At 69.3% G+C, this 19,261-nt stretch carries 20 protein-coding genes; 10 read left to right on the top strand and 10 right to left on the bottom strand.

The features are described 5' to 3' along the window. Nucleotides 1–36 precede the first annotated feature (36 nt). The 3 genes from AB4Z01_RS06705 (at nt 37) to AB4Z01_RS06695 (ending at nt 2,396) form a co-directional block, all read left to right on the top strand. Nucleotides 37–513, top strand: a complete 477-nt coding sequence (locus AB4Z01_RS06705; RefSeq protein WP_441691855.1) for a MarR family winged helix-turn-helix transcriptional regulator — start codon at nt 37–39, stop codon at nt 511–513. Nucleotides 514–774: 261 nt separating this feature from the next. Beyond that, nucleotides 775–1,827 (top strand): catalase family peroxidase, encoded by a 1,053-nt coding sequence (locus AB4Z01_RS06700; protein WP_441691853.1) that lies wholly within the window; start codon nt 775–777, stop codon nt 1,825–1,827. After that, nucleotides 1,824–2,396, top strand: coding sequence for a cytochrome b (locus AB4Z01_RS06695; RefSeq protein ID WP_441691852.1), 573 nt, complete (start codon nt 1,824–1,826; stop codon nt 2,394–2,396). Before AB4Z01_RS06700 ends, AB4Z01_RS06695 begins: the two co-directional genes overlap by 4 nt. Nucleotides 2,397–2,415: 19 nt before the next feature. Here AB4Z01_RS06695 and AB4Z01_RS06690 read toward each other — a convergent pair whose 3' ends face one another. The 6 genes from AB4Z01_RS06690 to AB4Z01_RS06665 all read right to left on the bottom strand — a co-directional run bounded on the left by AB4Z01_RS06690 (nt 2,416) and on the right by AB4Z01_RS06665 (nt 7,501). Further along, nucleotides 2,416–3,447 carry an aldo/keto reductase gene (locus AB4Z01_RS06690; RefSeq protein WP_441691851.1) on the bottom strand — a complete coding sequence of 344 codons (1,032 nt, stop codon included), beginning with the start codon at nt 3,445–3,447 and terminating at the stop codon, nt 2,416–2,418. 199 nt (nt 3,448–3,646) lie between these two features. Next, nucleotides 3,647–4,264: a dienelactone hydrolase family protein gene (locus AB4Z01_RS06685; protein WP_441691976.1), complete on the bottom strand. Its 618-nt coding sequence runs from the start codon at nt 4,262–4,264 to the stop codon at nt 3,647–3,649. A 3-nt stretch (nt 4,265–4,267) separates the two neighbouring features. Continuing rightward, entirely contained in the window at nt 4,268–4,732 is a 465-nt protein-coding gene (locus AB4Z01_RS06680; protein ID WP_441691850.1) for a cupin domain-containing protein, read from the bottom strand. 102 nt (nt 4,733–4,834) lie between these two features. Next, nucleotides 4,835–6,133 carry a DUF445 domain-containing protein gene (locus AB4Z01_RS06675; protein ID WP_441691849.1) on the bottom strand — a complete coding sequence of 433 codons (1,299 nt, stop codon included), beginning with the start codon at nt 6,131–6,133 and terminating at the stop codon, nt 4,835–4,837. Between the two features lie 311 nt (nt 6,134–6,444). Continuing rightward, nucleotides 6,445–6,954 (bottom strand): YbjN domain-containing protein, encoded by a 510-nt coding sequence (locus tag AB4Z01_RS06670; protein WP_441691848.1) that lies wholly within the window; start codon nt 6,952–6,954, stop codon nt 6,445–6,447. A 181-nt stretch (nt 6,955–7,135) separates the two neighbouring features. Beyond that, complete coding sequence (locus tag AB4Z01_RS06665; RefSeq protein ID WP_441691847.1) at nt 7,136–7,501, bottom strand: accessory factor UbiK family protein; 366 nt, start codon at nt 7,499–7,501, stop codon at nt 7,136–7,138. Nucleotides 7,502–7,623: 122 nt separating this feature from the next. Between AB4Z01_RS06665 and lgt the strand changes: the two genes are divergently transcribed. The 4 genes from lgt to AB4Z01_RS06645 all read left to right on the top strand — a co-directional run bounded on the left by lgt (nt 7,624) and on the right by AB4Z01_RS06645 (nt 11,450). After that, on the top strand, nt 7,624–8,448 hold the full coding sequence (gene lgt, locus AB4Z01_RS06660) for a prolipoprotein diacylglyceryl transferase (RefSeq protein WP_441691845.1): 825 nt from the start codon (nt 7,624–7,626) through the stop codon (nt 8,446–8,448). Next, on the top strand, nt 8,445–9,521 hold the full coding sequence (locus AB4Z01_RS06655) for a class I SAM-dependent methyltransferase (protein WP_441691844.1): 1,077 nt from the start codon (nt 8,445–8,447) through the stop codon (nt 9,519–9,521). The genes lgt and AB4Z01_RS06655 overlap by 4 nt, the downstream gene beginning before the upstream one ends. A 52-nt stretch (nt 9,522–9,573) precedes the next feature. Further along, entirely contained in the window at nt 9,574–10,347 is a 774-nt protein-coding gene (gene pgeF / locus AB4Z01_RS06650; protein WP_441691843.1) for a peptidoglycan editing factor PgeF, read from the top strand. 170 nt (nt 10,348–10,517) lie between these two features. Then, nucleotides 10,518–11,450, top strand: coding sequence for a ribose-phosphate pyrophosphokinase (locus AB4Z01_RS06645; RefSeq protein ID WP_441691841.1), 933 nt, complete (start codon nt 10,518–10,520; stop codon nt 11,448–11,450). A 49-nt stretch (nt 11,451–11,499) separates the two neighbouring features. Here the strand turns inward: AB4Z01_RS06645 and AB4Z01_RS06640 are convergent, their stop codons facing one another. Then, entirely contained in the window at nt 11,500–12,981 is a 1,482-nt protein-coding gene (locus AB4Z01_RS06640; protein ID WP_441691840.1) for a calcium-binding protein, read from the bottom strand. 199 nt (nt 12,982–13,180) lie between these two features. On the opposite strand from AB4Z01_RS06640, the gene AB4Z01_RS06635 reads away from it, so the two are divergent. Then, nucleotides 13,181–14,227: a hypothetical protein gene (locus AB4Z01_RS06635; RefSeq protein WP_441691839.1), complete on the top strand. Its 1,047-nt coding sequence runs from the start codon at nt 13,181–13,183 to the stop codon at nt 14,225–14,227. 3 nt (nt 14,228–14,230) lie between these two features. Here AB4Z01_RS06635 and bioB read toward each other — a convergent pair whose 3' ends face one another. Beyond that, entirely contained in the window at nt 14,231–15,223 is a 993-nt protein-coding gene (bioB, locus tag AB4Z01_RS06630) for a biotin synthase BioB (RefSeq protein WP_441691837.1), read from the bottom strand. Further along, nucleotides 15,220–15,777 (bottom strand): biotin transporter BioY, encoded by a 558-nt coding sequence (locus AB4Z01_RS06625; protein ID WP_441691835.1) that lies wholly within the window; start codon nt 15,775–15,777, stop codon nt 15,220–15,222. Before AB4Z01_RS06625 ends, bioB begins: the two co-directional genes overlap by 4 nt. Before the next feature lie 115 nt (nt 15,778–15,892). On the opposite strand from AB4Z01_RS06625, the gene AB4Z01_RS06620 reads away from it, so the two are divergent. Next, nucleotides 15,893–16,549 (top strand): GntR family transcriptional regulator, encoded by a 657-nt coding sequence (locus AB4Z01_RS06620; RefSeq protein ID WP_441691833.1) that lies wholly within the window; start codon nt 15,893–15,895, stop codon nt 16,547–16,549. Between the two features lie 7 nt (nt 16,550–16,556). On the opposite strand, the gene bmt is transcribed toward AB4Z01_RS06620, so the two are convergent. Continuing rightward, nucleotides 16,557–17,573 carry a betaine--homocysteine S-methyltransferase gene (gene bmt / locus AB4Z01_RS06615; RefSeq protein WP_441691832.1) on the bottom strand — a complete coding sequence of 339 codons (1,017 nt, stop codon included), beginning with the start codon at nt 17,571–17,573 and terminating at the stop codon, nt 16,557–16,559. A 208-nt stretch (nt 17,574–17,781) separates the two neighbouring features. On the opposite strand from bmt, the gene mbfA reads away from it, so the two are divergent. Then, complete coding sequence (gene mbfA / locus AB4Z01_RS06610) at nt 17,782–18,738, top strand: iron exporter MbfA (protein ID WP_441691830.1); 957 nt, start codon at nt 17,782–17,784, stop codon at nt 18,736–18,738. The last annotated feature ends 523 nt before the right edge of the window (nt 18,739–19,261 follow it).

The raw sequence follows: 19,261 nt of genomic DNA, 5'->3' as shown, positions 1-19,261 counted from the left end.
TGACATCATGATGTCAATGTCACTCTATGGTGACATGTGAACCACACGACGCTGACTCCCGCAGGGACTGCCCTGACCGATCTCATTCTCGACCTGTTCCGGCTCAACAGCCGGGTGGTGAATGCGGGCGACCGGCTGGTCGCCGGGCTCGGCCTGACCAGTGCCCGCTGGCAGATCCTCGGCACCATCATCGCGGCAGACCGGCCGCAGCCGGTGGCATGGCTGGCGCGCGACCTGGGGGCCAACCGCCAGAACGTCCAGCGCATCGTCAATGATCTGCAGAGCGACGGGCTGGTGGAATTCCAGCCCAACCCGCATCACCGCCGGGCGCAGCTGGTCGTGCTGACCGACAAGGGGAGGGCGACCTTCGACGCCGCCATGCGGCTGCAGGCCCCCTGGGTCAACCGGCTGGCCGAAGGACTCCCGGTCGAGGACATCGCGACGACGCATAGCGTCATGTCAGCGCTGCGCCGGACGCTGGAGTCCGACGGGGACGCCCGCGGACCGGACTGACCTATCCCTTGGTATGATCCGCTCTAATCGCATGTCCGATAAGCTTCGTGGCCTCGTTCCTCTACCTTGTCATTGCACAGCGGCTCTCCCCCCGACACCGCTGATGTTAACGCCCGCCACTGTCCCTGCCCCCCCGACAGTGGCGGGCGCCCCCTTCCCGAAGACGAGAGTTCGAGCCGAGCATCATTCCCGCTCTCCTTGCCCAGCGGAGGCGCGATATCCTCGGATCGAACTCCCGAGTCCCTGCACAACGAGGCTGGAATGCCGCAACGATCGCCCGGGCGCTCCGCCCTCGGGTCGCTGGTCCTAATCGCAGCCATTGTTGGCGCCGGCGGCGCGGCCTTCGCCTATACGGCGGGCTGGTTCTCGCCCCAGCGCCTGACCCCGGACAAGCTGGTGGCGGCGCTGGCACCGCCCGGCGGCGCGGCACCCGGCCATCGCCGCAACCACGCCAAGGGCATCTGCTTTACCGGCGTCTTCGACTCCAACGGCGCCGGGGCAGAGCTTTCGAAGGCCCAGGTCTTCGCCAAGGGCCAATACCCGGCCCTTGGTCGTCTCAACCTCGCCACGCCCAATCCGAACGCCGCAGATGCGACGGTCCGCGTGCGCGGCATCGGGCTGCAGATCTCGACGCCGGACGGGCAGGAATGGCGCAGCGCCATGATCGACCCGCCGGTCTTCGCGGTGGCGACGCCGCAGGCCTTCTATGAGCTGCTGACCGCCTCCGGCAGCAAGGATCCGGAGGCGATGAAGAGCTTCGCCGCGGCCCACCCGGAATTCGGCGCCTTCGTCGCCTGGGCGCAGAGCGCGCCGTGGACCGGCAGCTTCGCCGAAGACCGCTTCAACAGCCTCAACAGCTTCGTCTTCACCGATGCCGCCGGCGCCGACCACACCGTGCGCTGGTCGCTGCTGCCGGCGGCGCAGCCGGTGGCCGTGGCGCCGGACGAGCTGGCGAAGCGGGGGCCTGATTTCCTCGACCAGGACATCACCCAACGCGTCGCCGCCGGGCCGCAGCGCTGGACCCTGGCGGTGACGGTCGCGAACCCGGGCGACCCGACCGCGGACCCGACCAAGGCCTGGCCGGCGGACCGCCGCACCGTCGAGGTCGGCACCCTGGTGGTGCAGAAGATCGAGACCGAGCCGGACGGCCCCTGCCGCGACATCAACTTCGACCCGACCGTGCTGCCAGACGGCATCCGCACCTCGGACGACCCATTCCCGGCCGCGCGGTCGGCCGCCTATGCCAAGTCCTATGACCTCCGCACGGCGGAAGATCAGGCCTATCCGCGAACCGAGACCGGAGCCAAGCCATGACCGGCCGCCGCCACTTCACCGCCTCGCAGCGCCTGGTGCACTGGCTGATGGCGATCTGCATCCTGGCCATGCTGTTCATCGGCGTCGGCATGGTGTCCACCGTGATGCCGAAATATCTGACGCTGGTGGCGATCCACAAGGCGCTCGGCATCGCCATCCTGGTGCTGGTGCTGATCCGCCTGGCGCTGCGCCTGCGTTACGGCGCGCCGGCGCTGCCGGCCGACATGCCCGAGCCGATGAAGCTCGCCGCGCATCTGTCGCACATCGCCTTCTATCTGCTGATGATCGGCATGCCGCTGATCGGCTGGGGCATGCTGTCCGCCGCGGCCTACCCGGTCGTGCTGTTCCCGGGCGTGACCCTGCCACCGATCCTGCCGCAGAGCGCCAGCCTGCATGCGCTGCTCTGGACCGCGCATGTCTACCTGGCCTTCGCCTTCTTCGCGCTGATCCTGCTGCATGTCGCGGCGGCCCTGCACCACGCCTTCGTTCGGCGCGACGGCGTGTTCGAGGCGATGGCTGCCGGGCCGGGCCGCGACGACGCCACCCCGTCCAAGCGACGGATCGCCTGAACGGAGCGGCGCCGCGGGGTCAGCGCCCGCCTTCGATCTTCCGGCGGCGCTGGTTGATGCCGCCGGTGCCGTAGGGGTACTCCGCCATCTCGGGCTTGCTCACCGCGTCGAGCGCGGCGATCTCGTCAGCGGTGAGAACCAGCGTCGCCGCGCCGAGATTGTCGGCCAGCTGTTGCCGGGTGCGGACGCCCAGGATCACCGAGGTGACCGCCGGCTGCGCCGCGACCCAGGCCAGCGCCACCTGCGCCATACCGACCCCGCGCGCCGCGGCGATGTCCTCGACCGCCCCGATCACCGCCCAGGTGGTCGATTTGGCGTTGCGGGCGTCATAGGCCTCCATGCCGCGCTGGGGGTTCTCACCCAGCCGGGTGGCGCCGGTCGGCATCTGGTCGCGCTTGTATTTCCCGGACAGCCAGCCGCCACCCAGGGGCGACCACGGCAGCAGCCCGATGCCGGCGTCAAGCGCCGCCGGCACGATCTCGTGCTCGATGTCGCGGACCAGCAGGTTGTATTGCGGCTGCAGCGTTACCGGCGGCGCGTAGCCGTTGGCCTTGGCCAGCCACACCGCCTTGGTCAGCTGCCAGCCGAGGAAGTTCGAGAAGCCGTAATAGGCGATCTTGCCGTTGCGCACCGAATCGTCGAGGAAGCGCAGCGTCTCCTCCAGCGGCGTCAGCGCGTCCCAGGCGTGCATCTGGTAAAGATCGACCTGCTCGACCCCCAGCCGCCGCAGCGAGGCGTCGAGCGCCGCCCCCAGATGCTTGCGCGACAAGCCTAGGTCGTTCGGCCCCTGCCCCATCGGGAACCGGCCCTTGGTGGCGATCACCAGGTCCTGGGCGATGCCGGGCCGGCTCTTCAGCCAGCGGCCGACGATCTCCTCCGACACCCCGGCGCTGTAAACATCGGCGGTGTCGAGGAAGTTGCCGCCGGCCTCGACATACTCGTTCATCAGCACGAAGGACGTGGCCTCGTCCGACTCCTTGCCGAAGGTCATGGTGCCGAGGCAGTAGGCCGTCACCACCGCGCCGCTGTTGCCGAGCTTGCGATACTCCATGGTCTTCCTCCCGTGGGGATGTCGAGGTCGAGCGCCCGGGCCATGGCCGGGAGTCGCTGTCTTCTGGAGAGCAATCGAACAGGAAGTCCGGCCCTGCCGCGCCGCCTGGATCCGAAGCCAGAATGGGACGCTCGGTTAGATCGGACAAATAGATTGTGCAGATCCGATTGATCGGATTCTCAGCACAATGGCGGCGAAATCAGACCCGCCCGAGGAACCCGAGCACCCGCTGGGTCAGCAGCGCGGTCGCCGCCGCATCGTAGGACGGCAGCGAGCTGTCGGCGAAATAATGCTGGTCGCCCGGGTACAGGAACAGCTCCGCGTCCGCGACCTTGGCCACGATCTCGCGGGCGGCGTCGACATCGCCCTCGCCGACGAAGATCGGGTCGGCATCCATGCCATGAATCTGCACCGGGACATCGTCCGGCCAGGGCCCGAAGGCCCAGTCGCCGCTGATCGGCAGGCAGGAATAGAACAGCAAGGCGCCGCGCGCGCCCGGCCGGGTCTGGGCCAGCTTCTGCGCCGGCAGCACGCCGAAGGAGAAGCCGGCATAGACCAGCCCGGGCGGCAAGCCATCGGCGAGCCGGACGCCACGCTCCCGCAACTCGTCGAATCCGGCCTGGTGGATATGGGCCATCCCCTCTTCGATGCTGCCGAAGGTGCGTCCGTCGAACAGGTCGGGCGTGTGCACGGTGTGGCCCGCGGCCCGCAGGTCGTCGGCGAAGGCATGGACGCCGGGGGTCAGCCCCTGGGCGTGGTGGAACAGCAGGACCTCGGTCATGGGAAACCTCCGGGTCTTGGGTTGAGTGGATAAGATTCGCTACCGCGGCTCTGTATAGGGCGTGCCGTCCTTGTGCAGGAACCGGCCATCGGTGCTGGGGCTCATCATGTCGATGTCGGAGCAGGTGATCACGTCAGTCGGCGAGCGCGTGCCGACCTCGAGATAGACCGCCATCACTCCCGACCGGTTGATCATGTGATGGCCGTTGCCGGAGTTCTTCGGAAAGGCCGCGCAATCGCCGGCGCGCAGCACCGTCTCGCCGCCATCCTCGATCAGAACGAGCTCGCCCTCGAGCACGTAGACGAGCTCATCCTCCTCCGAATGCCAGTGGCGCTGGCTCGACCAGTTGCCCGGCGGCAGGCGCATCAGGTTAACCCCGACATCGGTGAGGCCTCCCGCATCGCCCAGCCGCTGCCGGATGCGGTCGGCGCAGGGGGCGTCGAAGGGCGCCGGATAGCCGGTGCCCTTGCGCTCCGGTACGGCGGTGATGTCGATCTTCGGCATGGCGGTCTCCCCGCGAGCGCTGGCCCGCCCGCACTGTCGGGCAAAGCACAGCCAGGAGACAAGGCCGAGAAAACCCGCCGCGCGCAGTCGCTGGGCCTTCCGCTAACCGAATAGTCGGGACATCAGGAAGATCGCGCAGCCGACCAGCGCCCCGACGATCGTGCCGTTCATCCGGATATATTGCAGGTCGCTGCCGACCACGAGCTCGAGCCGATCGGTCAGCGTGCGCGTGTCCCAGCCGCGCACCACCTCGGCAACGAAGCCGCCGAGCTTGCGCCGCCAGGCGACGAGCTGGACCGCGAGCCGCCGGACCACGGCATCGACATGCGCCTGCATCGCATCGTCCGCGGCCAGGGCGCGGCCGACCAGGGCGATGCCGTGCTCGAGCGCCGCGCGCGTCTTCGACGCCGGGTCGGCCAGGTCCTGCAGCGCCGTCCGGGACAGCTGGCCCCAGATCGAAGCCAGCCAGGCCTGCACCTCCGGGCTGTCGAGAATCCGGTTCTTCGAGGCGTTGATCTGGTCGCGCCGGGCCGGCGAGCGCAGCAGTTCCTCGATCAGCCCGGTCAGCGCCTCGCGGAACTTGAGCCGCGCCTCGCTGTCCGGCTGGCGCAGATCGCCCAGCAGGTCGGCAATGGCCGAGACGATCGCGGCGGCGATCCGGCGGTCAACCGTCTTCGGAACCCACCAGCGGCTGCGGGCCTCCACCAGCCGGTCTATCTGGTTCCGGTTCTCCTCCAGCCAGCCGACGCCGATGCCGATCGCCCGCTCGAACAGGATGTCGGCCTCGCCGCTGGCGGTCGCCAGCTCGACCACGCGGCCGAGGATCGGCGCGAGGTCGGCGCGCCGGAGCTGCTCGCCCAGTGTGCGGTTGGCGAAATCCTGCAGGTCGTGGTCCTCCAACGACCGGATCAGGCCCGGCAGCGCGCCGGCGACCAGCCCGGCGATCACCGGCGCGCCCGGTGCCGCCAGCCAGGCCGCGAAGCGCTGCCCGACCTGGCCATCGGCGAGCTTCCGCAGCAGGATCTCCTCGGTCAGGAAGTTCCGCTCGATAAAACGACCGAGGGTGCGCGCGATCCGATCCTTGCTGTTCGGGATGATGGCAGTGTGCGGGATCGGCAGGCCGAGGGGGCGGCGGAACAAGGCGGTGACCGCGAACCAGTCTGCAACGCCGCCGACGATCCCGGCCTCGGCCCCGGAGCGCAGCAGCAGCACGGCGAAGCCGGGCGCCTCGGCCAGATGCGTGCCGACGAAAACCACTCCCATCCCCGCCAGCAGCCCGGTCGCGAGCCGGCGGTTGCGCCGGAGACGGCGGCGCGCGGCCTCCTCCGCCCGGTCGGACGCGAAGGGCGGGGCCACGAGCAAGGCGGCGGATTCGGGCTGCGGCTGTGGGCCAGAGGCCATGTCTCGGCCCTCCTCTCTCTCGGAACGAAGCTGAGGTCCGCCAGTCCGGATTCAGCGCTTCGATCAAAACTCGTCATGGCGAGACCTCTTCGGAATCCCCACGCCGTCATCCCCGTGAAAGCAAGAATTTGGTCACGCTTGATCGGAAGGAGAGTCCCGCTTTCGCGGGAGTGACGGCAACGGGCTGGATTGCCGTTCTGAGACGGCCTCGCCTGGCGGCAGAGGCAATCCGCTGTCCCTCGGCTCGCCGCCGACGCGAAAAAGCCCGGCCTCTCGCGAAGCCGGGCTCGTCGTCTTGCCGATCGGTCGGCTCAGGCTTCGCCGACCGTGTCCAGGATCGCGGCGGAGACCGCCTCGCCGACGCTCTTGCCGCCCCGGAGGATGAACTGGAAGGCCGGGTAGAAGCGCTCGCATTCGGTCAGCGCGATGTCGACCAGGTCCTCGAGCTGCTCCTGGCTCGCCGCCTGGGCGCCGCGCAGCAGCGTGGTGTGCCGGAACATCGGCGTCAGCTCCTCGGAGTCGACATCGAAATGGCCGAGCCACATCCGCTCGTTGATGATGCCGAGCAGCTCCGCCACGTCGCGGCGCTTCTTCTCCGGCACCTTCAGGTCGAATTGGCAGGAGAACTGCATGGCGCTGATCTCCTCCTGCCAGAAGAAGAACAGGCGATAGCTGCACCACCGGCCGGCGACCTCGGCCAGCATCTCCTCGTTGCTGGCCCGCTCGAAACTCCAATCATTGGCACCGATGATTTCCTCGAGCGTGTCGAGGGGGTTTTGGGTGAAGGCGGCTTCCTCGAAGATCTCGGACGCTGTGGTCATGATCCTCCGCTCCCGTACCGCGGCGAGGCACATCTATGGCGCTCGCACTCGGCCAATACCCAATGTGTAGTGGTGTTAACCATTACAGCCTTTCCAAGACAACGGTCGCACAAGGGCTTGTTAGGCGCAACCGATATGCCATCGCTGTCACGATAAAGTTGTGGATGATTTATGACGAAATTCAGTCCACGACCTTGGCACGGGGCCTGCGGCCCTTCAGCGCAGGTGCCGAATCCGCGGCCGGTTTGGCCTTGCGGGCGGGCTTGGCCGCTGCCGCGGGAGCCGCACGTTTCGAAGTCGCCGGCTTGGCCGCGGCCTCTAGCGCCGCCACCCGGGCGGCCAGCAGCTCCTGCTCCTCACGCGCCCGCTGGGCCAGGGCGCGGACAATCTCGAACTCCTCGCGGGTGACGACGTCGAGCCGCGACAGGATATGCTCGAACTGCTCGCGCAGACGGGTCCTCGCCTCCTCGCGCACGCCGGCGACGGCACCGAAGGCTCCGGTCGCGACGCGGACCAGATCGTCGATCAGCTTGGTGTCGAAGGGCATGTCAGGCGGTATCCGGAACAAATCATCATCATCGGACAATATGGCCGCCGGTCCCCCGCGTTGCAACACGCTGGACCGCGCGCCTATAACGGCACGCTTCGCCACCCGGAACGGGAACACACATGGGCTGGTTCGATCCGGTCGCCCTGCAGATCGGTCCTATCGCGATCCGCTGGTACGCCCTCGCCTACATCGCCGGCTTCATCCTCGGCTGGCGCTATGCCCTCTGGCTGACCCGCCGCACCGCGCTGCCGCCCGACCGGACCGCGCTGGACGATTTCCTGACCTGGGCGGTGGTCGGCACCATCCTGGGCGGCCGGCTCGGCTATGTCCTGTTCTACAATCTCGACGAATACCTGGCGGCCCCGTTGTCGATCCTGGAGATCTGGCATGGCGGCATGTCCTTCCATGGCGGCTTCCTCGGGGTCAGCGCCGCGATCATCCTGTTCGCCCGCAGCCGCGGCTTCTCGCCCCTGCTGCTGGGCGACGTGGTCGGCGCCGCCGCGCCGATCGGGCTGTTCTTCGGCCGCATCGCCAATTTCGTGAATGGCGAGCTGTGGGGTCGCGTCACCGACGAGCCATGGGGCATCGTCTTCCCCAATGGCGGGCCGCTGCCGCGGCACCCCAGCCAGCTTTACGAGGCCGGGCTGGAAGGGCTGGTGCTGTTCCTGATCCTGCTGCCGCTGGCCGCCAGCCCGCGCATCCGGGCCAGGCCGGGCATCGTGCTGGGCGCCTTCATCGCCTGGTACGGCGTGTCGCGCTTCCTGGTCGAGTTCGTGCGCGAGCCGGATGCCCAGCTGGGCTATCTGATGGGCACCGACTGGTTCACCCGGGGCCAGCAGCTGTCGATCCCGATGATCCTGATCGGCCTCGCCGTGGTGCTGTGGGCCGCGCGCCGGCCGGCGGTCCAGGCCCCTGCCCCGGCCGCCTCGTCACCGGCCGCGTGACCGCGCTGCTCGACCTGCTGCGTCGCCGCATCGCCGTCGACGGCCCGCTGACGGTGGCGCAGTACATGGCCGAGGCGCTGGGGCATCCCCGGCACGGCTATTACGTCAAGCAGGACCCGCTGGGCGCGGCCGGCGACTTCACCACCGCGCCGGAGATCAGCCAGGTCTTCGGCGAACTGATCGGGCTGTGGTGCGCCGATCTGTGGCAGCGGATGGGCACGCCCGATCCGGTGCTGCTGGTCGAGCTCGGCCCCGGCCGCGGCACGCTGATGCAGGATGCGCTGCGCGCCATCGGCCGTGCCGCCCCCGGCTTCCGCGCCGCGCTGCGGCTGCACCTGGTCGAGACCAGCCCCGCCCTGCGCGCCGCCCAGGCGACGCGGCTGGCCGATGCCGCCTGGCTGGACCGGCTGGCCGACTTGGCCGAAGGGCCGGCGGTGGTGGTCGCCAACGAGTTCTTCGACGCCCTGCCGATCCGGCAATGGCAGCGCGGCGCCAAGGGCTGGCACGAGCGGCTGGTCGGCTGGGACGAGGAGACCTGTCGGCTGCACTGGGAGCTGTCGGCCCGCGCCGATCCGGGGCTGGCGCTGATCCCGGAGGCGGTGCGGGATGCGCCGGAGGGATCGATCGCCGAGGCTTGCCCGGCCGGGCTGTCGCACGCCGCCCTGCTCGGCCGTCGACTGGCGCAGCAGGGCGGCGCCGCGCTGATCGTCGATTACGGCCCGGCCCGCAGCGCGCCCGGCGACAGCTTGCAGGCGGTGCGGCGACACGCCTTCGCCGACCCGCTGGAGGCGCCGGGCGACGCCGACCTGACCGCCCATGTCGACTTCCAGTCCCTGGCCCAGGCCGCAAGCCAGGCCGGAGCCATTGCCCACGGCCCGGTGACGCAAGGCGCGTTCCTGGAGACGCTGGGGCTGCGCCCCCGTGCGGCGCAGTTGCAGAAGGCCTCCCCGGCCCGCGCTGCCGAGATCGACGCCGCGGTCGCCCGGCTGGCCGGCCCGCAGCAGATGGGCACGCTGTTCAAGGCCCTGGCCCTGACCGCGCCGGGCCTCGGTACGCCGGCAGGATTTCCCTGACCCGGCCGGCAATGCTATTCCGGTCCCGTCCGAATCGGCCGGAGCCCGCCCCGTGATCACCGTCGACGCCCTCGCCCTGCCCGGCATCGGCCATGGCTTCTTCCCGCGCACCGGCGGCGTCAGCGAGGGCATCTTCGCCTCGCGCAACTGCGGCTTCGGCTCGGGTGACCGGCGCGAGGCCGTGGCCGAGAACCGCGACCGTTGCCGGCGCGAGCTCGGCCCGGCCGAGACACTCCTGACCGTCTATCAGGTGCACAGCCCCAACGTCGTGACCGTCACCGAGCGCTGGACGCCGGAGACGTCGCCCCAGGCCGATGCCATGGTCACCGACCGCCCCGGCCTGGCGCTCGGCATCCTGACCGCCGACTGCGCCCCGATCCTGTTCGCCGATGCCGAGGCCGGGGTGATCGGCGCCGCCCATGCCGGCTGGAAGGGCGCGCTCGGCGGCGTCACCGACGCCACCGTCGCGGCGATGCAGGCCCTGGGCGCGGTGCCGGAGCGGATCACGGCGGCCATCGGCCCCTGCATCGGCCCGGACAGCTACGAAGTCGGCCCCGAATTCCGCGACCGGTTCCTGACCGAGGATCCGGACAGCGCCGGCTTCTTCCACATGCCCGGCGCGCGGCCGCATTTCGACCTGCCGGGCTATGTCGCCCAGCGCCTGCGCCGCGCCGGCCTCCGTGGCGTCTCGGTCACCGGGCTCGACACGTTGGCGCGCGAGGACCAGTTCTTCAGCTACCGCCGCACCACCCTGCGCAAGGAGCCGGATTACGGCCGGCAGATCTCGGCCATCCTGCTGACGGGTGGATCGTCGTGCCGCATCTGATCACCCTGTTCCTGTTCATCATCGTGGCGCTGCTCGGCGGCTGCGTGCTGATGCTGATGTGACAATTCGGGGTCAGGGTTGCGTGAAGTCCGTTTACACCCCGGTGCGCGCGGGATATACGCAGCCGCATCCGGCCCCGGCCACCGCCCGAGACCACCGAGCCGCCCCGCATGAAAATCATCGCCTGCAACAGCAATCGCCCGCTCTGCGAGGCGATCGCCGCCTATTTGCAAATTCCGCTGACCAAGGCTCAGATCCGGCGCTTCGCCGATATGGAGGTCTTCGTCGAGATCCTCGAGAACGTCCGCGGGGAGGACGTGTTCGTGATCCAGCCGACCAGCTTCCCGGCCAATGACAACCTGATGGAGATGCTGGTCACCATCGACGCGCTGCGGCGCGGCTCGGCCCGCCGGATCACTGCGGTGATGCCCTATTTCGGCTATGCCCGGCAGGACCGCAAGACCGGCGGGCGCACGCCGATCTCGGCCAAGCTGGTGGCCAACCTGATCACCCGCGCCGGCGCCGACCGGGTGCTGACCCTCGACCTGCATGCCGACCAGATCCAGGGCTTCTTCGACATCCCGCTGGACAACCTGGTGGCCGCGCCGGTGTTCGTGAAGGACATCCGCAGCCGCTTCCCCGGCGACAACCTGGTCATCGTCTCACCCGATGTCGGCGGCGTGGTCCGCGCCCGCTTGGTGGCGCAGCGTCTGGGGGCCGACCTCGCCATCATCGACAAGCGGCGCGAGCGCGCCGGGACGTCGGAGGTGATGAACGTGATCGGCGACATCGACGGCCGCCGCTGCATTCTGATCGACGACATCGCCGACAGCGCCGGCACGCTGTGCAATGCCGCCGTCGCGCTGATCGAGCGCGGCGCGGCCGAGGTCTTCGCCTATATCAGCCACGGCGTGCTTTCGGGCGGCGCCGTCGCCCGCGTCGGCGCCTCGCCGATCAAGGAGATGGTGACGACCGACAGCATCCTCGCCACCGAGGCGGTGCGGCTGAGCCACAATGTCCGCCAGCTCACCATCGCGCCCTTGCTGGCCGAGGCGATCCTGCGCATCGCCGAAGAGAAGTCGGTCTCCAGCCTGTTCCAGTAAGCGCGGGCCGCCCCCGGGAGCCGGCCCGCTTCGTCTGTGCGATCCTGCGTCAGAGTGCGAAGTCGCCGGCGGCCAGTCCCAGATGGCCGGAAAGAACGACGCTGAAGTCGGAGGCGCCGTCGCCATTGACGTCCCCGGAGACCACGGTGTCGGAGCCGCTGTAGTAATAGTGCAGCTCGCCGGCATGATGGGTGTAGGCGCCGGCGCCGAGGAAGTGGAAGGCCTGGTTGCCGGTCGCGCCGGTGCTGGCGTCGATGCCCGACAGGTCGATCTTGTCCCCTTGGGCGTGGCTGAAATCGGTGATCCGATCGGCATTGGCCCCGGCCACGCTGTCGCCGAGGGCAGTGAAGTGGAAACGATCCGCCCCGGCACCGCCGGTGAGCGTGTCCTGGCCGGCCCGGCCGACGAGCGCATCGTTGCCGTTCCAGCCTTGCAGCGCATTGGCGCCCGCATTGCCGTAGAGGCCGTCGCTGCCCTGGCTGCCGGAGAGATTCTCGATGCCGAACAGGGTGTCGCCCTGGGCCTCGCCGCCGCTGCCGGTGCCGCTGGCGAGGCTGACCAGGATTCCGGTGATGCCGCCGTAATAGCTGGCGGTGTCGCTGCCGAACTGGCCATCGAGCCGGTCCGCCCCCGTCCCGCCGCGGAGCACGTCGCTGCCGTCGCCACCGGCCAGCACATCGTTTCCGGCGCCGCCGTCCAGCGTGTTGGCAGAGGTGTTCCCGGTCAGGTGATCGCTGGCCTGGGTGCCAATCAGGTTCTCGATGTTGGAAAGCCGGTCGCCCTCGGCATTGCCGCCATGCCCGATGCCGACCCCATCGGTCCCGTAGAGGTCGACGGTGACCCCGATCGTGCCCTCGCTGTAGGACGCGGTGTCGCTGCCCGCCCCGCCATCCATCTGGTCCGCCCCGGCGCCGCCGCGCAGCTGGTCGGCATCCGGAGTGGTGCTGAGCGTGTTGGCGCGGAGGATGTCGTTGCCGGCGCCGCCATCGAGGATATCAACCCCGTCCTCGGCCTCCAGCACGTCGTTGCCGTCCCCGCCATAGAGCTGGTTGTTGCCCTGGTAGCCCTTGAGCGTGTCGTCGCCGGCGCCGCCATAGAGCTGATCATGGCCCAGGCTTCCCCACAGCACATCATTGCCGCCCAGGCCGTAGAGGATGTCGTTGCCCCAGCCATTGCCGCCGTTGAGGAAGTTGTCTGCGGCGGACCCCGTCAGCCGGTCGGAATAATCGGTGCCGACAACGTTCTCGATGTCGCCATGGATGACGTCGCCATTGGCCTCGCCGCCGGACGCGGTCAGGGCGGTCAGGTTGATGGCGACGCCGACGCTGCGATTGTCCCAGTAGCTGATCGTGTCGATGCCGGCGCCGCCGAACAGCTCGTCCGCGCCGGAGCCTCCGAACAGCTCGTCATCGCCGGCACCGCCGTTGATCAGGTCGTTGCCTTCCAACCCCCAGATCCGATCGTCTCCGGCGTTGCTTTGGTCGGGCCGGGGCAGCTGGTTGTCGTTCTCGTCGCCTCTGATATCCGTCATCGAGTTCTCCTGAATGGGTGGGTGAGGACGCGGACACCCCTGTCGGCATGCCGCATCCGGGGCCGATCTCGACGTCCGCATTTGCCTCCCAAGGTGATGAAACAGGCATTAGGACAGCAATCCCCGACGATTGGGGGGTGGACATCCTTTCCCTTGCCCGGCGACGCCGGCTAGTCTGGCGCGGCAGCACAGGGCCGGCATGACCGCGACGCTTCCTCCCTTCTTCGATCCGGCCCGGGCCGGGGACTGGTCGTGCCGGCCGGACATCGCCGGGCTGCGCGCCGCCGCCGAGCGTTGGCGTGGCGAGATCAGGACGGTCGAGGGGACGCGCACGGACCTGCTGCTGATCGACCTGCAGCGCGATTTCTGCCTGCCGGAGGGCGCGCTCTATGTCGGTGGCCGGTCCGGGCGCGGCGCGGTCGAGGACACGGTGCGGATCGCCGCCTTCATCTACGGCAACCTCGACACCCTCGACCGGATCGTCCCGACCTTCGACACCCACACGCCGCTGCAGATCTTCCACCGCTCGTTCTGGGCCGATGCCGAAGGCCGCGCGCCCGAGCCCTTCACCGTGATCACCGAGGAAATGCTGGCCGACGGCACGCTGCGGCCGAGCCCGGGCGTGCTGGAGCTGCTGCCTCGCAACGTTGCGGCGGAAGGGATGGCCTGGGTCGAACGGCAGCTGCTGCACTATGTCCGCAGTCTGGCGCGGCAGGGTCGCAACGCGCTGATCATCTGGCCCGACCACTGCCTGATCGGGTCGGAGGGCCACGCCATGCCGGGGCTGGTCCAGGAAGCTTGGCTGTTCCACGCCATGCTGCGCGGCGCGCCGACACCTGTCATCATCAAGGGCGACGATCCCTGGAGCGAGAGCTATTCCGCCTTCGCGGCCGAGGTGCCGGACCGCTGGGACGGCGGGCGGCTGGTGCGGCCACAGGACGATTCGGCGCTGCTGGAGCTGCTGCGCGCCGACCGGATCGTGGTTGCCGGCCAGGCCGCCAGCCATTGCGTGCGCTGGTCGGTCGACGACCTGCTCGATCGGATGCGGGCGCTCGACCCGGCCCTGCCGCGCCGCGTCTTCGTGCTGCGCGACTGCATGTCAGCGGTGGTCGGGCTCGACCCCGAGGGCCGGCCGATCCCGGCGCTCGACTTCACCGCGCAGGCCGAGGAGGCCTTCGCCCGCTGGGCGGAGCTCGGTGTCCACATCGTCCAGTCCGGCCAGCCGATGGCGGAGTGGCCGCGATAAGGTTCAGGCCGGCGCCAGTCCGCCCGTCACCGCCTTGAGCCCGAGCTTGGCCAGCAGCCGGGCATCACGATCCGGGCCGGGATTGGCCGTGGTCAGCAGCACCTCGCCGAGGAAGATCGAGTTGGCACCGGCGACGAAGCACAGCGCCTGCAGCTCGTCGCTCATGGTCTGCCGCCCGGCAGAAAGGCGGACCACGCTGCGCGGCAGCAGGATCCGCGCCACCGCGACCAGCCGGACGAAGGCGATCGGATCGGGCGCCTCCGCCGTCGTCATCACCGGGGTCCCCGCCACCTCGTTCCACAGGTTCAGCGGCACGCTTTCCGGATGCGGATCCATCCCGGCCAGGAGCAGCAACAGGCCCAGCCGGTCGTCGACCGCCTCGCCCATGCCGACGATGCCGCCGCAGCACACCTTGATGCCAGCGGCGCGGACATGGCCCAGCGTCTCCAGCCGGTCCCGCAGCGTCCGCGTGGTGATGATCCGGCCGTAGAATTCGGGCGAGGTGTCGACGTTGTGGCTGTAATAGTCGAGTCCCGCCGCCTTCAGCCGKTCCGCTTGCGGCCGGGTCAGCATGCCGAGGGTGACGCAGGTCGACATGCCGAGCGCCTTGACCGCCGTCACCATCCCGCAGATCCGGTCGAGATCGCGGTCCTTCGGGCTGCGCCAAGCCGCGCCCATGCAGAAGCGCCCGGCCCCAGCAGCCTTGGCCTCTGCCGCCCGATCGACCACCGCGCTGGGATCCATCAGCCGCGTGGCCTTGACCCCGGTGTCGTAGCGGGCGCTCTGCGAGCAGTAGCCGCAATCCTCGGGACAGCCGCCGGTCTTGATGCTGAGCAGGCTGGCGGTCTCGATCGCCGCCGGATCGAAGCTCTCGCGATGAATCAGTTGAGCCCGGTGCAGCAGCTCCGGGAACGGCAGGCCGTACAGCGCCTCGGCCTCGGCCCGCGTCCAGTCGAATCGAATCGCGGGCCTGGAACCGGCGTCAGTCGCCGTCACGCGGCCCGCCGGACGCGGCGCAGGGCAACGGTCACCGCGGCAGCCAGCAGCACCTTCAGCGCATCGCCGAGCAGGAAAGGCGCAACGCCGGCGGAGATCACGGCCGCCCAGCCGGTGAACTGCGCCAGCCAGAGGCAGCCGAGCAGATAGACCACGGCTAGGCCTGCGAGCATCGGCACGGCCGTGGCGATCATCCCCCGCGGGCGGCGCCGGATCCACTCGCCGGCGAGGAAGGCGGCGACGACGAAGCCGACGAGATAGCCGCCGGTCGGCCCCATCAGCGGTGCCAGCCCGCCGCTGCCGCCGGCCAGGACCGGCAGACCGACCGCGGCCTCCGCCAAGAACGTTGCGACCATCGCCGCCGCCAGCCGGCCGCCGGCCAGCCCGGCGAGGAGGAAGGTGGCGCAGACCTGCATGGTCATCGGCACCGGCCAGAATGGGATCTGGATCTGGCCGCTGAATGCCATCAGCAGGCTGCCGCCGATGATGGCGGCCGGGATGCGCCAGCCGGTCTGGGCGAGTGCGGACAGCGGTGTTTCGACGGGCGAATGCATGATCTGACTCCTCAAAATCATAGATAATCTTTTCAGTTGATCTATGATCATTGCGACTCAGTCGAGTTTAGAGATGCGAAATCCTATGCGCACCGATTTACTCAGTAGATAATCTATGATCCAGAAAGCGAGTGCTTCCCAGCAGACCGTCTCCGACCGGATCGCCGATATTCTGGCCGAGCGGATCGTGAGCGGCGAACTGGCGCCGGACGCGCCGCTGCGCCAGGACCACATCGCCCATGAGTTCGGATCGAGCCATGTGCCCGTCCGCGAGGCGTTTCAGCGCCTGCAGGCCCAGGGGCTGGCGGTCAGCGAACCGCGGCGCGGCATGCGCGTGGCGCCGCTGGACGAACGGTCGATGCGCGAGGTGGTGGAGATCCGGGCGGCGCTGGAGGCGCTGGCACTGCGCCATGCCGCCCGCCGGCTGACGCCGTCACAGATCGAGCGGATCGAGGATGCGGTGGTTGCCGGCGACCAGGCGCAGTCCTTCGCCGAGTGGGAAGCCGCCAACCGCAGCTTCCACCGCGAACTGGTGGCCGCCTGCCGCATGCCGCGCCTGCTGGCGATGCTGGCGGAGCTGCAACTGGCCAATTCCCGCTTCGCCTTCGCGGCGACCCGTTCGGCCGGCTGGCAGCCGCGCTCGAACCAGGACCACCGGCAGATCCTCGATGCGCTGCGGCGGGGCGCCGTCGATCAGGCGATCGCGCTGCTGGGCCGACACATTCTGACGCTGGAACGGGCCGGCGGCCTCACCGAAGCCCCGGGCCGGTAGGGCGGGATCAGGCCCGGCGGCGCCGGCGGCCTTCGCGCTCGCCGCCGCCTTCGGTCGGGCGGCCGGATTGCGCCTTGATCGGGCCCAGCAGCCGCTCGACCGTCTCGACATCCGGCACCGGGCCGCGGGCGGCGCCGTTCACCGCCGCGACCATGGCGCGGATATGCTCCGGCGTCGTGCCGCAGCAGCCGCCGATGATGCGGGCGCCGGCATCGCGCGCCAGAATGGCGTAGTCGGCCATGATCTGCGGCGTGCCGTCATAGACGATGGCGCCCTCGCGATACTGCGGGATGCCGCAATTGCCCTTGGCGACGATGATGTCGCCGGTCTCGGAGGCGCGCACCAGGCCGAGGATGCTGTCCAGCAGCTGGGCCGGGCCGATGCCGCAATTGGCGCCGAAGGCGCTGGGCCGGCAAGCACAGTTGCGGCCATGGGTGATCGCCGCCTCCGGCGTCAGCCCCATCATGGTGCGGCCATTGGTGTCGAAGGTCATGGTCGAGACGATCGGCAGGCCGGTGCGCGATGCGCCCTCGATCGCCGCCTGGATCTCCTCCGCCGCCGAGATGGTCTCGATCCACAGCACGTCGACGCCGCCCTCGGCCAGCGCCTCGGCCTGCTCGGCGAAGGCGGCGACGCCCTCCTCGTAGCTCAGCGCGCCGACCGGCTGGAAGATGTCGCCGGTCGGGCCCATCGAGCCGGCGACGATGACCGGGCGGTCGAATTCCTCCGCCACGGCGCGGGCGATACGGGCGCCGGCGACGTTCAGCTCGCGCACCCGGCCCTGGGCGCTGTGCAGCGCCAGCCGCCGCGCATTGCCGCCGAAGGTGTTGGTCAGGATGATGTCGGACCCGGCCTCGGCGAAGCCGCGATGCACCACCTGCACCCGCTCCGGCCGATCGAGGTTCCACAGCTCCGGGCTGTCGCCGGTCTCCAGCCCCTGGGCGAACAGGCCGGTGCCCATGCCGCCATCGGCGAACAGGACCGGCTTGGCGGCGAGAAGATCGTGGAAACGAGTGCTGGACATGGCCGGACCTTCCTGAAACCGCGGCGGGCGCAAGGCGACGGTACCGCCGGGCTGATGCGAACTCCATCTAAATATAAGGACATCGTTATGAATTTATATCCCGCCTGCGACGCGGGCTCGCTCGGCCTCACCGCGCTGCGAGTCGTTCGTTATTGCCTTTGCCCACCGTCCGGCTGAGAAGCGGAAGGCGAGCGAAGCGGAGACGGCGATGAAGGACTTTTCCGAGCTGACCGAGCGCGAGCTGCTGGCCCTGGCGATTTCGCTGGAGGAGGAGGACGCGCGGATCTACGGCGACTTCGCCGAGGGCTTGGCCGCCGACTTCCCGGCCTCGGCCGCGGTGTTCCGCGGCATGGGGCGCGAGGAGGACGGGCATCGCCACCGGCTGCTCGACCTGTACCGGGAGCGCTTCGGCGACCACATCCCGCTGATCAACCGCCATGTGGTCCGCGGCTTCATCCGCCGCCGGCCGGTCTGGCTGTCCCGGCCGCTGTCGCTGGACACCGTGCGCAAGCAGGCCGAGGCGATGGAGGCGGAGACCCGGCGCTTCTACGAGCGCGCGGCCGGCCGCGCCACCGACATTGCCGTGCGCCAACTGCTGGGCGACCTGGCGGCGGAGGAACGGCGGCACGAGCATGTCGCCGGGCAACTGGAGGAGAAGCACGTCCCGGCCAAGGTACAGGCGCGCGAGGGCGAGGACGAGCGCCGGCTGTTCGTGCTGCAGATCGTGCAGCCGGGCCTGGCCGGTCTGATGGACGGGTCGGTCTCCACCCTCGCCCCGCTCTTCGCCGCGGCCTTCGCCACCCATGACAGCTTCGACACCTTCCTGGTCGGCCTCGCCGCCTCGATCGGCGCCGGCATCAGCATGGGCTTCGCCGAGGCGCTGTCGGACGACGGCAGCCTGACCGGCCGCGGCCGGCCCTGGCTGCGCGGCCTGGTCTGCGGCGGCATGACCGCGTTGGGCGGCCTGGGCCACACCCTGCCCTATCTGATCCCGGATTTCCGCGTCGCCACCGGCATCGCCGTCGGCGTCGTGGCGGTGGAGCTGGCCGTGATCTCCTGGATCCGCCACCGCTTCATGGACACGCCGCTGTTGTCCTCCGCCTTCCAGGTCGTGGTCGGCGGCGTGCTGGTGTTCCTGACCGGCATTCTGATCGGGAGCGCGTAACGACAATGCGGCGCGCGACGGGTGATTATCATAGGCTGACGACAGCGCACGGGAAAGGCAGTCACGTCATGCAGACGGAACGAGAGAAGGCGAGAGCGGAATTTCGGGCGGAGGCCCTTGCTGCTTGGCAGGAGTATCAGGATACAGGCCTCCACCTCACTCACGGCGACGTCGAGAAATGGCTGAAGAGCTGGGGCACGAAAGAAGAGATCCCAGCGCCTCCCTGTCACCGATGACGTCGGCCGAGTGGCTTGTCTTCTGTTATGCCCGGGCTTGACCTACGGGTGTCCGGTTGAGTTTTTGAGGTTGTGGACAGAGCCGCTGGCTTCAACTTTTATTGTCATTGCCGGGCTTGACCCGGCAATCCAGGGCCACGAAGAGCCGCTCTGGCCGCCCCTGGATCCTCGGGTCAAGCCCGAGGATGACAATAAAATAGAATAAATCCCAAGATAAACGCGCCTCGGTTGCCATTTTCCCTGAACCGGACACCCGTGGGTCAAGCCCGGCAATGACAGCAAGGGGT

It is taken from the genome of Inquilinus sp. YAF38 (assembly GCF_052113205.1).
GTDB lineage: Bacteria > Pseudomonadota > Alphaproteobacteria > DSM-16000 > Inquilinaceae > Inquilinus.
Note: the sequence above shows the minus strand (reverse complement) of the source record. Positions and strands in the feature narration are given on the sequence as shown.